The sequence below is a fragment of the Legionella sp. km772 genome (assembly GCF_003989735.1).
Lineage (GTDB): Bacteria > Pseudomonadota > Gammaproteobacteria > Legionellales > Legionellaceae > Legionella.
Map to the genome: position 1 here is coordinate 1 of NZ_RZGQ01000078.1, position 14,602 is coordinate 14,602.

Here is a 14,602-nt window from a genome sequence, read left to right on the forward strand (position 1 = left end):
CTTCTCACTTTTTGATGAGACTCTCTCCAACATGGATGATGTTGATATTCTGAAAAGATTGATCGAAAAAATTACTCAATAAATCTCATTGCCAGTTTGGGCTGGATATGCGGTAAAACCCAATGGTGTGCTTGTTTCTAGAAATACTTATTTTATTCTTTTATTTGACGGGGTTAATTTTTATATTTGTATTGTGTTTTTTGTGGAGCGCATATCAATTGCGCGCATGTGATTGACTCGATTACTGATGTTCTCTAACATCTGATTTAAACTATTTAAAAAAAGGAGTTTTAAATGATTGTACTTCTTATTGTTTTTGCAGTTTTTGCATACGCCGCCTTTTTTATTGAATCTGCTGATGAGCAAAATAATGAAAATAATTTTGATTTATCACAGAATACAACAGAATATAATCCTGCTACAGGATTACCCATGATTGGAGCATTAGACAGCATGGGAAATTCCATGGGTTCAAGCGCTTTTGAGCATAACTCTTGGAATAGTGATTATCATCGTCATTCAATGTATAATAGCAGCAGTTATGATCCATTTAGTAATCGCTATTAACAACACTATTTTTATATAGAAAAATAAGGATTTATTATGGCTTTAATCAACGCAAAAAAATTACCTGAAAAGGAAAAAATTAAAATTGAAATTAACAAAGACATTTACTCAGAAATAAAAGAATACTGCGCATGGGCTGGTATCGGAGAAATTGACCATTTCTTTGAAGAGGCAGCTGCTTTTATCTTCTCTAAAGATAAGGATTGGAAGAAAATAAATTCACAAAAAATTTCATCTTAAGAAGAGTGATCACTAGCTAAACTATACAGAACTCAAGGAAGTACAATGAAAACAATAATTGCGATGCTCATGTTGATAACATTTACAGCAACAGCGAGCCAAGTGGCTCTCGACGAGTCTTTAGAGAAATTTGAAAAGCTATGCGCCTCCTCTAAAGATGAAGTCATTCGCTCAACTAATTGCAAATTAGCCGAGATGCAGAAAAAAGCAATGAAAATTAGCCAAGCACAGGCCGTAAAATAAGTAAATATTGCATGGTGTCGAGATGATAAACCATAACCCTTTATCGGCCAATCGAGCATTGGTATGTTGATGAGCAGTTTAGATGAAGTTCTAAAAGGGATTGTCAGCAAAGTAACGTACCACAATCCAACAACAGGTTGGTCTGTTCTTAGGGTTCATCCGCTCAATGCGCCGCAACAACAAGAAACAGTGACCATCCATCAAACCAAAGTTTTTGCCGGTGCTACAATGGAGTTTGTCGGTGCATGGACACTAGATAAGAAATATGGCCGTCAATTTAAAGCAAATAAGGCTATTGAAAAAAAGCCAGCAACCGCAGCCTCTTTAGAAAAATATTTAGGCTCAGGTCTTATTAAAGGAGTTGGCCCAAAAACCGCAAAGAAAATTGTTAAATTCTTTAAACAAGATACCTTGGAGATATTCGAATCCAATATTAATCGATTAACCGAAGTCCCAGGAATCGCCACAAAAAAACTAATTATGATTGAGGCTGCATGGACGGAGCATAAAGCAATCCGAGATGTAATGATGTTCTTGCAAGATCATGGAATAAGCACTCTGTTTGCAGTCAAAATCTATAAAAAATACAAAGACGACGCAATACAAATAGTCACAGAAAATCCCTATCAGCTCGCCAATGATTTTTATGGGATTGGTTTCTTTTCAGCAGATAAAGTGGCATTAAGCCTTGGCGTGCCCCCTGATAGTCCACAACGAATCATTGCAGCAATAAAACATGTTTTGGCAGCCAGCCGAGAACAGGGGCATTGTTATTTAACAATGCCACAAATTAACGAAGGAATTCTCGAATTAATTGATCTAAACCTAGAGACTCAACTTAGTGAGCATCTCACCTTGATGGAGCAAGAACAACAACTTAAAACCCGTGTGATTGAACATGAACATGAGAAGTCCATTGCTTATTACTCCAAGACCCTGTTTTATGATGAAGAAACCGTTGCTCAAAAAATTAAAGACATGAATGGTTTTGTTTCTTCCGACTCGGAGCGAATCACGTTGTGGATTAATACTTATTGCCAACGCAAATCAATTTCCTTAAGTGAAGAACAACGTGCTGCGGTTTGCCAGATTGTTCAGTATCGTTTTTCGGTGTTAACTGGTGGCCCTGGGTGCGGAAAAACCACAACGACTCAGGTTTTAGTCAAGCTTCTTGAAGCGATGAAGAAAAATGTTCTTCTTGCAGCCCCAACAGGGCGAGCCACCCAGCGTATGACTGAAGTGATTGGGCGTGAGGCCAAAACCATTCACCGCCTTCTTGAATGGAAAGGTGGTGAGTTTAAAATGAATGAAGAAAACCCACTCGATGCCGATTTTTTAATAGTAGACGAATGCTCCATGCTGGATATCAGCTTAAGCGCGTCATTACTAAAAGCAATACCCCAACACTGCCAGGTTCTTTTTATTGGCGATGCCGACCAGCTACCTCCGGTTGGTGCGGGTAATGTTCTAAAAGATGTGATTGCTTCTGGAGTTATTCCTTGCTTTCGCTTGACCCAAATATTTCGCCAAGCACAAGCCTCCTCCATCATTAAATATGCCCATGCTATCAATAAGTCGCAAGTGCCGCCAATTAACTCGCCATTTCATCAGCCTGAACTGTGGCATTCAGGAGAAGATTGTCTCTTTATTGACACGGATGAGGCAACCAAAGAACAACTTAGCTTTATCTCTAGAGTAAAAAATCATTTTCAATGGAACAATAAAGATTTAGAAGAACCATCTCTTGGAACCCCTTTTGAATTCAGGACGGGAGAACTAATTACTTCCGCCTATGAGCACGATTTTGAAGTGCCCAGTAAATTCAAACATGTTGACTTAAGTAAGTTACAAAACACCGAAAGTGAGGTACAGGCTTTAAAGTTGTTATTAAAGAAAATTCACCCTTGGTCGTCCTTGCATTATGGACTTAGCGCCGTAGAAGTGGTCGTGCAACTCTATCTAAACTGGATACCTAAATACCATGGGACTGCCACTGAGATTCAAATTTTAACCCCCATGACCAGGGGAACTTTAGGCTCTGCAAACTTAAATAGCGTCATTCAAGACAGGGCTAATCCCTACTCATTAAACAAAAATCAATTAAAAGTTGGGGAGCGAATCTTTCGGGAGGGGGATAGAGTAATCCATAGGCGTAACAATTATGATTTGAACGTGTTCAATGGGGACATTGGAACAATCAGCAACATCGATAATGAGAACCTTACTTGTTTGGTATCCTTTTTACCCGACAATAGAGAGGTTCATTACCAAAAAGAAGACATTATGGAATTGGATTTAGCCTATGCCATTACCATCCATAAATCACAGGGCAGTGAATTTGCAGCAGTCATTATCCCCGTGCTCACCCAACACTTTAAAATGCTCTACCGAAATTTAATTTATACCGGACTAACGCGCGCTAAAAAATTGGCCGTGCTTGTGGGTACCAGAAAAGCAATGACCATGGCTATTAAACAACAAGACACGAGCTTAAGACAGACCGCATTGGAGTTATTAATTCAAAGTTAGTAAATTTTCATCAAGCACTGTTTAGTCAGACCAAGAAATCTCTTACACAAAATTCAGCATTCCAGATAATGGATTATTGCCACTATGAAGCTATACTGAATTTGTTTGGCGCAGCTGGAATGTTGACAGGATGTTGAAACACTAGCGGGTTCAAGGATGAACTCAAATCAATGGCATTTACAGCTGCGCACAGGCACGAAAAACCAACATTTACCCAACTAATTCTTTAGCCTTATCCCAAATACGCATCAACTCATCAAAAGACAGTCCTTCCAAATTAATCAATTCTCGTTCTTCGGCAATCAGTTTAACCGCCCGTAATCGCCTTTCAAATTTAGTAATTGATTGTCCAAGGGTTACTCTTGGGCTTAATTTACAAAAAATACACAACGAAAACACCGCGTGGAGTAAATCGCCAATTTCTTCTTGTAAAGCGATTTGATTCTCTTTTGAAAGTTCATGGCCTAGGTGCTCTTTGATCTCGTTACACTCACTGTGAATTTGATTCATAATTTGGTCGGCATGTTGCCACTTGAATCCAAATTGGGACGCTTCTTCCTCCAGAGCGCTAATTTTATCTAAAAGTTCCATGTTCTACCTAAAGGTGAGTGGACGGGAGCTCAAGTTGTGTCAAATTACAACCGCGAGCACTTCATCATAATAATTGATAACTAAAGCTGATTTTACAACGGTTAGGGTCTGCGCGTAAAATAGCTTATTAGCTCATGTTACGCACGATCAATTTTAAGCAGCCATATTTTTAAGCTCCTGCCAGGCAATTTGGTTCGCTCTAACAATTAGTTTGTACTTAATGGCAAAGTGATTTAATTGGGTTTTTATCTTCAGCATTTCGAGCTTGCAGTAAGCAATAATAGAAGCATAAATATGATTACACTGTGTTTTGACGGTTCTAGTGGGAGACTTGGTTAAGCTTGCGTTTTGCTTAATTGATTTGTGGAACTCTTCAATCCGCCACCGTTTCTGGTACACTTCATAAAGACGTTCGGCACTACTTAGCATGTCATTAGAAACAAGATAGAGAATTCCTGTTGAACCGTTTTCGTTTTTGAACACTTTTTTCAGGAGCCTCACTGGGAAGTCCAGGCCTTTAAGCCAGACTGTGTGGGCTACATCCTCTTCAACATCTAATGCTCTTACTTGTTGGTACCGTCCGTTTTTGGCATCGTTTTCAGATAATGCTAACGTGCGGTTAGACTTAATCCCAATGATAAACGATTTTTGAAGGCCTTTATGGATGTGAACCATATTGGCCTTCGAGCCAAACCAGTTGTCCGCCAGAACATAATCAAACATCACCTTGTTGGTAATGGCCTGGGCAATCAGGTTTTGGAATAATTGATTTTTAGTCACTGAGGACTTTTTTCGCATTTGTCTGGTTTTAATATCACTATAGGCAATTTCTTTTTTAATCACCTCATATCCTATGGGTACGCTGAAGTCAGCATAGCGAACCATGCACGTCAGGATATTTATCCCTTTGAGCACAGTCCCTTTGGCATGAGAGTAATGCCAGCAATTCACTTCATTCTCATCGGTGTAGGGCTTTTCTTCAATGGAATCATCAAGAATCAATACTCCACCAACTGTTTCTTGCGACCTAACTGGCTTTTTTACATAGCGCCAAAGTGATTTTGAACCAAAATCCTTAAGACGAAGAAATCGGGTTACTTTATCATGAGCAAATGCTCCATCAACCAAATCAGACAACCCTGTTGCTGTCGCATATTTGTTTTGAAATATTAAATAATCACTATAAAGATCAAGCATATCCATTGAATTCCCTCCCTAAAATTAAGGGCGGAATTCTAATGCTTTTTGTTCAAACTGCAAGACCATGTGCGTAACATGAGTTATTAGTTCTCTTTAACAATCGGCATTTGATGTCTCATGCAACCATAGAACGTTCAGACTTATCGACTCAGCAAAAAAATCAATCGAATAGTTGGGGTCAACCCATTCCTCTTGCACCTGTGTTGAATAGTGAAACCCCATACCCCTTCGATGCGCTACCCAATATTCTGCAACAAGTAGTCAATGCCTATCAATCTTATGGTCAACAACCATTGCCTTTAGTAGCGGGTGGCGCCTTGGCTAATCTGTCTCTAGCCTGCCAAGCGCTTGCCAATGTGGCTCGTGACAACTACCTGGTTAGCCCTGTGTCTCTGTATTTTCTAGTCATTGCAAGCTCTGGGGAGCGCAAAAGTGCTGCTGATAATGTTTTTTCTAAAGCCATCCGTCAATGGGAAGCAGCGGTGCGTAAAAAACGAGAGCCTGAGCGGTTAAGTGCTTTAACCCAACATAAAGCTTGGCAGATGGAGCGAGATGGGCTGCTGACCCAAATCAAACGTGCTGTGTACTCCGGCGAAGACAGCGATTATTACAAGGATTTACTTGACGATCTGATTCACCAAGAGCCAGACATTCCAATTCAACCCACACTTTACTTTGAAGATGCAACCCAAGAAGCTTTAGCAATCCATCTCGCCCACGGCTGGCCAAGTGCCTCTCTTTGGTCCGATGAGGCAGGAATAATACTTGGCAGCCACAGCATGCAATCCAATCCCATGCGATTTGTCGCATTACTTAATCGTTTATGGGAAGGAAAATCATTTGCAGCCCATCGTAAGACTTCTCAAAGCTTTATCATCGAGAACAGACGCCTTACTTTAAATCTGATGATGCAGCCATTATTACTGGAACAGATGATTAGTCAGGCTACCGGAATCAGCCGCCAAAGCGGTTTTCTGGCGCGCTGTCTGCTCGCCTACCCAGATAGCTCCATGGGAACACGATTTTATCAGGAGCCACCAGAACAACTTGAGGGTTTAAACGAATACGAGCAACGCATTAGGGACTGTCTCGATCAATCACAACGATTAAACCAGGCAGGCTGTATTAACCTGCCGTTACTCAAAATGAATCCCCAAGCGAAGCATTTATGGATTCAGTTCTTTAATAGCATTGAAGCCGGACTAACTGCACAGGGGCAATGGATGGAAATTAAGGACTTTGCAAGCAAGGCAGCTGAAAATGCAGTGCGTCTTGCCGCCCTATTCCATCTCTTTTCAGGAAAAACTGGGGACATCAGTGTCGAGAACATCGAGCAAGCGATTACGCTGATGAACTGGTACTTAAGTGAAGCAAGCCGCCTGTTAGAGCCGCAATCGTCAAAGCCTAATCTTGAAGATGCCCAAAAGTTATTAGTTTGGCTTTTAGAGCAAAGGCCACAAACCAAAACGCCTCGAGACATTTTGCAATTTGGGCCATTGCGTAGCAAGATACAAAGAGATGATGCATTGGAAACCCTGATGGAACATCAGTACATACGTCTGGTAAAGACTGGAAATAAAACTAATATTGAAATGAATCCCCTGTGTAAATAATCGGAATCGAATCTCAATCTTTGCTACTTTTGCTACATTTAGGCACTTAAGGCTTAATTATCCCAACGCTATAGTCTAAACAACGTATTAGCCGATTGAATACAAGGCGTTAACTCGATGAGCATATGAGCAATCATACAAAACAAAGTAGCAATTTAATTGCTACTAACATGCTACTTAATGCTACACAAAACCATTAAAAGCCATTAGAGTTCAGAAAAAACTTGAAATAGTACCATTATGTGGTACTATTATAATTATGAATGCCAAACATAAAAAAGTGCTTAAAAACATATTTGAAACTCCTGTTAGCTCTTCAATTATCTGGAAAGATATTGAGTTAATGCTTATTGCATTAGGGGCTGAAGTTACAGAGGGTAATGGCTCTAGAGTACGCATAGCACTTAATGGAATTCGAGCTGTTTTTCATAGACCACATCCTAAAAAAGAAACTGATAAGGGGGCTGTTGTTTCTATGAGACGTTTTCTAAAAGAAGCTGGAGTGAAGCCATGTTAAATTATAAAGGCTATATTGGTAATGTAGAGTTTGATGATGAAGCAGAAATTTTTGCAGGAGAGGTAATCAATACAAAAGATGTAATCACCTTTCAATCTGATTCGGCTCATGACTTAAAACAAGCATTTATAGATTCAATTGAAGATTATCTTGCATTTTGCAAAGAAAGAAATGAAAGCCCTGAGAAGCCCTTTTCAGGGAAATTTAACTTAAGAATCCCGCCAGACCTTCATCGCGAAGCCTACGTGGTAGCCAAGCAATCAGGGAAAAGCTTAAACTCCTGGGTTTGTGATGTTTTAAGACATGCCATTTAACACGAGGCGCAGCCAACAGAAAAGGTGGTCTGATTTATAATTTGGGGCCATCTTAATCTGACCGCAGACCATATCACAAGGGTGCACCCTTGTGATAATTTTCACCCCTTCTTGAACCCCTCTATTTTTTCTATCAATAGAGTTTTGTTTTTATTTATGGTAAAGTAGAATCCCTTCTTTTAGAGTCTATTGATAGGAAATGCTGATGGATTTAGTAGGTTATGCCCGTGTATCGACAATTGACCAAAATTTAGATATTCAGCTTGATGCCTTGAGGAAAGCAGGATGCAAGAAAATCTTCTCTGAGAAAAAAAGTGGCACCTCAAAAAAAGACCGAACCGCATTTGATGAATGCATGAATTATATTAGAGAAGGAGATACCCTGGTCGTCACACGAATTGATCGCCTCACACGCAATATTCTTGATTTACAAAACTTAATTCATGATTTAAAAGATAAGAACATTAACTTAAAAGCACTAGACCAACCTGTTGATACCTCCAGCGCATCAGGTAAATTCTTTTTGGATATGCTCGGTGTCTTTGCTGAGTTTGAAACCAATTTACGTCGTGAACGCCAACTTGAAGGCATTGAGCGCGCCAAAAAAGAAGGGGTTTATAAAGGACGAAAACCAACTGCCCGCGCTAAAAGCCATGAAGTCATTACGCTTGTTAACCAAGGATACATGCGGGTTGCTGTTGCTAAAAAACTTGATATCGGCATTGCCAGTGTGTACCGTATTTTAAAAGAACACCAACGAAAAAATCCAGAGCAAACCCTCCCTGGCAGTCAATCCACCAAAAAAATTGCAGTAATTGAGGTTTGGCTCCAGGTGGAGAACAACTCCAAATTCGTTAGAGGGAAAAATGAATCAAGGCGACAAATTGAAGAAGAGTGCTTTGCCCCATTTGATATGGTAAAAAAGGATAAAGAGAGCTGGGAGTATGTGCTTAAAGTCCCCTATGAAACTGATAAGGAATTGGATGAAACCATTAATGAACTGATCGAGGAAGCAGGTTACCTTGCTGATTTGCGCAATGGCTTTATAGAAATGAATGTGACTGAGCCCGCTACAGGTAAGTCTTGGTCATGACCGCATGCTTCACTACCCTGCCCTGGGTTTATCATCTGGATTTTCAAAGAAAGGAACGCTATCATGCTGCCCGCTTTGAGAAAGATACACGCTATTATGTCATCCGGCTAAGTAAAGATTTACTTGAAGACTGGATCATTACCTTAATCAATGGGCGCATTAAATCAAAATTGGGACAAAGCAGAACACTGGCCTTTGCCAATTTTAACGAAGCGTTTGATTCTTTTTGTCAGCAAGCCAAGATACGCCATCAACGGGGCTATCATCTTAAAACCTTTGATTGCGACAATCACCTTCTGCTGCATCTACTACCCTTTTTAGTGCATGCAGAGAATACTGAAGAGGTGCATGAATCCAAAATAACTCAAAGCACTAAAAGTCTCAAGACTCAAAACCAATCCCCTGTCCCCAAGAAAAGCAATCAATCGTCAACTCATCAGCAGATGGGATTTTCTTTTTAATGGATGCTCTATTTTGGAGAGAGCTTAATACAAAAACCAGATTAATAATGATAAGAACGCTGGAAAAATGCTTGTTTTATTTGACAGAACCCCATTTGTACCCGATTATTGCGCCGACAAAATCGAATCCATATCAAAACGAAGCGCCACGCGCTATGAATAAGGAACATCCTATGAATAAAAAAGAATTGGTTGCTGCCATCAGCAATACATCAGGACTCAGTAAAACTGACTCAGAAACCGCCTTAAATGCAGTAATTAGCTGCCTCACTGATTTACTTGCCAAGGGCGACTCCATTGTGTTGCCAGGGTTTGCCAGTTTATCGGTGAAAGAACGCCCTGCTCGTACCGGACGAAATCCTGCTACAGGACAACCCATTGAGATTGCTGCCAGTAAAGCTGTGAGCTTTAAAACCGGCGCAAAATTAAAAGAGGCCATTAACGGCCAATAAACTGGGGAGGTAATGATGGCTCGGGGTATTAACAAAGTTATTCTAGTAGGTAATGTGGGCAATGCACCCGAGGTGCGGCAAATAACAGAAGGCAATGCGATAGCGACTCTTTCTTTAGCAACCAGTGAAACGTGGAAAGACAAACAAACTGGGGAAAAACAGGAAAAAACCGAATGGCATCGCGTTGTATTTTTTAGACAACTTACAGAAATTGTTGGGAAATACGTGAGAAAAGGCTCAAAGCTCTACATTGAAGGGAGCCTTCGCACCCGAAAGTGGCAAGACCAGCAAGGCATAGACCGTTATACCACCGAGATTGTTGCCAATGACATACAGATGCTGGATAGCCGGCATGATGAAGAAAGGCCTGATAACAATGAGCCTGGCTATGCCGCCCAGAATCCAATTCCTGCCAACAATCAACCTCCTGTACTGCAGGATTTTGATGATGATGTTCCGTTTTAGGAGTTTTTTATGTGGTTTAATAACCTTGTAGTGTATCAATTCAACACCCCTTTTGAAAAAAATGCAGATGAGCTGGAACAAGCTCTAGAAGAGTTTCGCCTAAAACCATGCCCACCTCATGCACGTCAATCGCAAGGCTTTGTAGCCCCAATTGATGAAGAAAAAGGAAAAGTACACAGCCTGTATGGCTGCCACCTCTTAGTCGCAGCTAAAGAGGTACGCCTCTTACCCAGCAGCATTATTCAGGCAGTGCTTGAAGAAAAAAATAATGCTTTTGAATTAACACATAATCGGCCAATGCGGCGAGCTGAAATCCTGCAACTCAAAGAAGAAATTGAGTTTGACTTACTGCCTAAAGCCTTTAGCGTACAAAAAAAGGATTGGTTTTATATCGATACAAACAAACAATGGCTGGTCATCAATAGTGCCAACCCCAATAAAGCCTCTGAAGTCATTACCCTTTTGACTAAAGCTCTGGGTTCACTCGATGCCGCACCCCTAATGCCTGATTCTGATTTAAGTACTTTGTTTGCTCGTTGGTTGCATGAGCCTACTTCTTTGCCCGAAGGTCTAGTGCTTGCAAAAAGCTGTGTGCTTGTTACCTCTGGAGAAGACAAAAGCCAGTATACCTGTAAGGATATAGAAGAAAACAGCGAGGAATTAACTACGCTACTTGCCCAGGGGTATACGGTTTCCTCCATTGAGCTGATTTGGCAAGAGAGGGTTCAATTTGTTCTAACCAATAATTTCCTGTTAAAACGGTTGAAATGTCTTGATTATCTCGACGATGCGTTCAAAGACAATGGCAAATTAGATAATGAGCAAGAACAATTTGATGCTAATTTTTCGCTTCTTATCGGTGAGCTCAGAGACCTTATCCAGTTTTTAATGGATGTATGTCGTAAAAAAGAAGCTGTTATGGTACCAGAAGAGGCCTGCGCTCTTTAAATCAGTTTTACTGCACTAGTAAAGCAAGTATTCAATGAATTTGAAACTTACTTATTTTTAACCAGATACAATTTGGATTTACATTTTATGAACGACAAGAATCAACCTGTTATAGAGCAGGAAGACATGAATCAATCGCTAACCATTGAAATGGCCCTGAATAATATCAGTCAATACAAAGGCTTCTTTCCAAAAGCAGATGTAGATTATTTATTAACAAAAAAAGAGGAGGTCATTCCCATTTTATTGGATTCTCTAGATGATGCTCTTGTAAATTACCCAAGTATTCCAAACGATAATATGCACCATGTTTTTGCGCTCTATTTATTAGCACATTTTCGTTGCAAAGCTGCATTTCCCAAAATAATAGCGCTTTTGGAATTACCAGGAGAAGCCGCATTCCATCTATTGGGCGATGATATGGTTACCGATTATGGAATGAAAAACATAATTGCCTCCACCTTCAATGGTGATTTATTCCTGTTGACCAAAGTCATTGAGAATCAAACGCTGAATGAGTATGTGCGCGCCTCTGTTCTTTCTAGTTTTAACGCACTTTGTTTACTTGAGCTGATTGACAAAGAAACACTCACCAAATATTTATTAGAGTTGATTGACGGGAAGCTTGAAAAAGACCAACCGCATCTATGGGCAATCCTTGCTGGCATGGTTATGGATCTTTATCTTTATGAACTGATTCCTGGGCTAGTAGAAGCATTTAATAAGGGATATGTCGATCCAGACTATACCAGTTTAGAGGATTTTGAAGATTGGTTTGCTAACTCTGATGCCAGCACCAATACTGATAAACACTTTATGGGCCAATACCATTATATTGATGCCATTAAGGATATGGAGTGGTGGGATTGCTTTCAATCAGATGAAGACAGAAGAAAAAATGAAATCAAAGTAAGTAACCTTATGAATCAGCTACTGTCTTTAAATAGCTCTGAACGCCCTATAAAATCCAGTACCATTCCATTTCAACGTGCCGGTATTAAAACGGGAAGAAATGATCCATGCCCTTGCGGTAGCGGGTTAAAATATAAAAAATGCTGCTTACATTAAATATGGGGTTTGGGGAAGCATTTTACAGAATTCGCAGGTCTTAATGGCTTTGTTTCCTAGCTTATAAAATAAACAGATCGAGGGGGCAGATCAGAAGCTATGGTATCCTTTCGGGCATGACTAATGCATTATTTTGTGACACCATCATGCCTAATAAATACGCCGAAAAAAAAGAATGGAACGTACCGAAACAAAAATACAAGTTGAGTAATTGGTCTGAATACAGCGATGCATTGCGTCGTCGCGGCGAGATTGATGTTTGGTTATCGGAAGAGGCTATATCATTATGGTATGAGAAGGATCGGGTTTATGATGGAGCTGGTGCGCCAAAACGTTTCAGTGATTTTGCTATCACCACCTGTCATGAAATACGTCAAGTATATCGTTTACCCCTTCGCCAAACAGAAGGGTTTATCAACTCCCTGTTTCGGATCATGAATATACAGCTTGTCTGTCCTGATTTTAGTTGTTTGAGTAAGCGACTTGGTAAGCTTGGAATCAAGGTTCCAAAATATAAAAAAACAGGGTCGCCTGAGGACGGAGTACACGCCATAGCCATTGATTCTACTGGCTTGAAGAGGTTTGGTCGAGGTGAATGGCATCGGCTTTGTCGCAAAAAAATAGTCCCTGGGTTAGACTCTGTATTTTTGCAAGGGAACGACCAGAGATGCTGAGTTTTAAGTGGCGCCATTTTAAGCAGGACATTATATTAATGCTGGTTAGATGGTATTTGGCCTACTCATTGAGTTATCGGGATGTTGAAGAGCTAGCCCTGGAACGTGGTCTAAAAGTATCCGTTCGGGGAAATACACCTGGCGTCGAAATAAAAACCGCATAAACTGAGCTTCTCAAAAAGAGGAGCTAGTAATGAAATCAAAAGAAGAGTACTGGGATCGCCTACTTAATAGCTATGAGCGAAGCGGATTATCGCAAGAGGATTTCTGTAGTGAGCAAGGCGTTCCTATTGCTAAATTTAAGTATCAATGGCGCAAAAGGTTTGGGTCAAGGAGCAAGGAAAGTCGATTACAAAAGAGTTCGGATAAAGCCAGTCATTTTGAACCGATACTGATTAGCAGCATGGATTTTGTTCACCAGGAGCCTACGAATCAATCGATTATTATCCAATTTCCCAACCGGATCCGCTGTGAACTAGCGATGGATATCAAGAGCCAGGACTTTTCTTCTCTTCTGAATCAATTGAGGTTGCTATGCTGATTCCAGAAGAAGTGCAGGTTCATTTATATTGCGGGATTACCGATATGCGTAAGTCCATCAATACCTTGGCCATACTGGTACAAGAGGTATTTGGGATGGCGCTTGAATCAGGGCATTTATTTTTATTTCGTAGTCGTTGCGGCTCTAAACTTAAAGCGCTCTACTATGAGGACTTTGGATTTACCTTATGGTATCGCAGATTAGAGAAAGGAAAATTCATTTTCCCACGAAATACACAAGGGCATATTGAGTTAACCAAAGAGCATTTCAATTGGTTAATGGCGTCTAATAAATACACATTTCACCCAGGAGAAGAGCCTGCAATTTATCTCGATTTTCATTGAAAAAAGCTCAGGAAATCAGGGTGGTTATGGTATAATTCCAGCATGAAAACGACTCATGACCACCCCATTTTTTCTACTGAATTTCAAGCAATTCTTGCCCCGATTCAAGCTGAAAATACAGCTTTAAAACAAGAAGCCCAAGAATGGAAAGAAAAATATCATAATATTCTAGAACAATTACGCTTAGCCAAACAACAACGATTTGGCCGCTCCTCTGAAGCGCATTTAGGACAAGGGGAGTTGCAATTTGATGAAGCAGATTCTGTTGAAGAAACGGCGCTTCCTCAAGAAGAAAATACCGTAACAATCACCTACACTCGAAAAAAGCCCGTACGCCGCCCATTGCCTGAGCATTTACCTCGTGAAGTCATTGAGCACGACATTGCAGAGGAAGAAAAGGTGTGTGCTTGCGGCTGTATGAAGCAACGCATTGGGGAAGAAATCACAGAGCAGTTAGAGTATGTTCCTGCCAAGCTTTCTGTGATTGCCCACGTTCGCCCCAAGTACGCCTGCAACCGTTGCGATGAGTCCGTTTCCATTGCGCCCATGCCTTTGTTATTCCTGCCAAAAAGCATGGCGACTCCCAGTCTTGTTGCCCATGCGATTGTCAGCAAATACGAAGGCTTTGTCGCAAAAAAATAGTCCCTGGGTTAGACTCTGTATTTTTGCAAGGGAACGACCAGAGATGCTGAGTTTTAAGTGGCGCCATTTTAAGCAGGACATTATATTAATGCTGGTTAGA

At 40.5% G+C, this 14,602-nt stretch carries 18 protein-coding genes and 2 pseudogenes; 18 read left to right on the forward strand and 2 right to left on the reverse strand.

From position 1 onward, the window contains the following. The first annotated feature begins 294 nt into the window (after window positions 1-294). The 4 genes from ELY15_RS09140 to ELY15_RS09155 all read left to right on the forward strand — a co-directional run bounded on the left by ELY15_RS09140 (window position 295) and on the right by ELY15_RS09155 (window position 3,579). Window positions 295-567, forward strand: coding sequence for a hypothetical protein (locus ELY15_RS09140; protein ID WP_127099365.1), 273 nt, complete (start codon window positions 295-297; stop codon window positions 565-567). Between the two features lie 36 nt (window positions 568-603). Beyond that, window positions 604-807 carry a hypothetical protein gene (locus tag ELY15_RS09145; RefSeq protein WP_127099366.1) on the forward strand — a complete coding sequence of 68 codons (204 nt, stop codon included), beginning with the start codon at window positions 604-606 and terminating at the stop codon, window positions 805-807. 45 nt (window positions 808-852) lie between these two features. After that, window positions 853-1,050 carry a hypothetical protein gene (locus tag ELY15_RS09150; protein ID WP_127099367.1) on the forward strand — a complete coding sequence of 66 codons (198 nt, stop codon included), beginning with the start codon at window positions 853-855 and terminating at the stop codon, window positions 1,048-1,050. A 69-nt stretch (window positions 1,051-1,119) separates the two neighbouring features. Then, the gene (locus tag ELY15_RS09155) at window positions 1,120-3,579 is read left to right on the forward strand and encodes an AAA family ATPase (protein WP_199744197.1); all 2,460 of its coding nucleotides are present in this window, start codon (window positions 1,120-1,122) and stop codon (window positions 3,577-3,579) included. 210 nt (window positions 3,580-3,789) lie between these two features. Here the strand turns inward: ELY15_RS09155 and ELY15_RS09160 are convergent, their stop codons facing one another. Beyond that, entirely contained in the window at window positions 3,790-4,170 is a 381-nt protein-coding gene (locus tag ELY15_RS09160) for a MazG nucleotide pyrophosphohydrolase domain-containing protein (RefSeq protein WP_127099369.1), read from the reverse strand. A 153-nt stretch (window positions 4,171-4,323) separates the two neighbouring features. Then, window positions 4,324-5,373 carry a transposase gene (locus ELY15_RS09165; RefSeq protein WP_127099370.1) on the reverse strand — a complete coding sequence of 350 codons (1,050 nt, stop codon included), beginning with the start codon at window positions 5,371-5,373 and terminating at the stop codon, window positions 4,324-4,326. A gap of 107 nt (window positions 5,374-5,480) precedes the next feature. On the opposite strand from ELY15_RS09165, the gene ELY15_RS09170 reads away from it, so the two are divergent. The 14 genes and pseudogenes from ELY15_RS09170 to ELY15_RS09235 all read left to right on the forward strand — a co-directional run bounded on the left by ELY15_RS09170 (window position 5,481) and on the right by ELY15_RS09235 (window position 14,502). Beyond that, the gene (locus tag ELY15_RS09170; RefSeq protein ID WP_127099371.1) at window positions 5,481-6,983 is read left to right on the forward strand and encodes a YfjI family protein; all 1,503 of its coding nucleotides are present in this window, start codon (window positions 5,481-5,483) and stop codon (window positions 6,981-6,983) included. A gap of 259 nt (window positions 6,984-7,242) precedes the next feature. After that, a complete protein-coding gene (locus tag ELY15_RS09175) occupies window positions 7,243-7,500 on the forward strand; it encodes a type II toxin-antitoxin system HicA family toxin (protein WP_199744198.1) in 258 nt (85 codons plus the stop codon). After that, on the forward strand, window positions 7,494-7,814 hold the full coding sequence (locus ELY15_RS09180) for a type II toxin-antitoxin system HicB family antitoxin (protein WP_127099373.1): 321 nt from the start codon (window positions 7,494-7,496) through the stop codon (window positions 7,812-7,814). Before ELY15_RS09175 ends, ELY15_RS09180 begins: the two co-directional genes overlap by 7 nt. A 205-nt stretch (window positions 7,815-8,019) precedes the next feature. Then, on the forward strand, window positions 8,020-8,907 hold the full coding sequence (locus ELY15_RS09185) for a recombinase family protein (protein WP_127099374.1): 888 nt from the start codon (window positions 8,020-8,022) through the stop codon (window positions 8,905-8,907). Beyond that, a complete protein-coding gene (locus ELY15_RS09190; protein ID WP_127099375.1) occupies window positions 8,904-9,368 on the forward strand; it encodes a WGR domain-containing protein in 465 nt (154 codons plus the stop codon). Before ELY15_RS09185 ends, ELY15_RS09190 begins: the two co-directional genes overlap by 4 nt. Window positions 9,369-9,523: 155 nt before the next feature. Then, on the forward strand, window positions 9,524-9,820 hold the full coding sequence (locus tag ELY15_RS09195) for an HU family DNA-binding protein (protein WP_255411082.1): 297 nt from the start codon (window positions 9,524-9,526) through the stop codon (window positions 9,818-9,820). Window positions 9,821-9,835: 15 nt separating this feature from the next. Further along, window positions 9,836-10,285: a single-stranded DNA-binding protein gene (gene ssb, locus ELY15_RS09200; RefSeq protein ID WP_127099377.1), complete on the forward strand. Its 450-nt coding sequence runs from the start codon at window positions 9,836-9,838 to the stop codon at window positions 10,283-10,285. Window positions 10,286-10,294: 9 nt separating this feature from the next. Next, the gene (locus tag ELY15_RS09205; RefSeq protein WP_127099378.1) at window positions 10,295-11,233 is read left to right on the forward strand and encodes a recombination-associated protein RdgC; all 939 of its coding nucleotides are present in this window, start codon (window positions 10,295-10,297) and stop codon (window positions 11,231-11,233) included. Window positions 11,234-11,320: 87 nt separating this feature from the next. Further along, window positions 11,321-12,301, forward strand: coding sequence for a DUF1186 domain-containing protein (locus ELY15_RS16435; protein ID WP_127099379.1), 981 nt, complete (start codon window positions 11,321-11,323; stop codon window positions 12,299-12,301). Window positions 12,302-12,447: 146 nt separating this feature from the next. Next, window positions 12,448-12,906, forward strand: a pseudogene (locus ELY15_RS09215) (transposase); the annotation flags it as partial. Between the two features lie 62 nt (window positions 12,907-12,968). Continuing rightward, a pseudogene (locus ELY15_RS09220) lies at window positions 12,969-13,094 on the forward strand (IS6 family transposase); the annotation flags it as partial. Between the two features lie 74 nt (window positions 13,095-13,168). Beyond that, window positions 13,169-13,516, forward strand: a complete 348-nt coding sequence (locus ELY15_RS09225) for a hypothetical protein (RefSeq protein ID WP_127099380.1) — start codon at window positions 13,169-13,171, stop codon at window positions 13,514-13,516. Then, window positions 13,510-13,860 (forward strand): IS66 family insertion sequence element accessory protein TnpB, encoded by a 351-nt coding sequence (gene tnpB / locus ELY15_RS09230; RefSeq protein ID WP_127099381.1) that lies wholly within the window; start codon window positions 13,510-13,512, stop codon window positions 13,858-13,860. Before ELY15_RS09225 ends, tnpB begins: the two co-directional genes overlap by 7 nt. Before the next feature lie 42 nt (window positions 13,861-13,902). Beyond that, on the forward strand, window positions 13,903-14,502 hold the full coding sequence (locus ELY15_RS09235; protein ID WP_127099382.1) for an IS66 family transposase zinc-finger binding domain-containing protein: 600 nt from the start codon (window positions 13,903-13,905) through the stop codon (window positions 14,500-14,502). The last annotated feature ends 100 nt before the right edge of the window (window positions 14,503-14,602 follow it).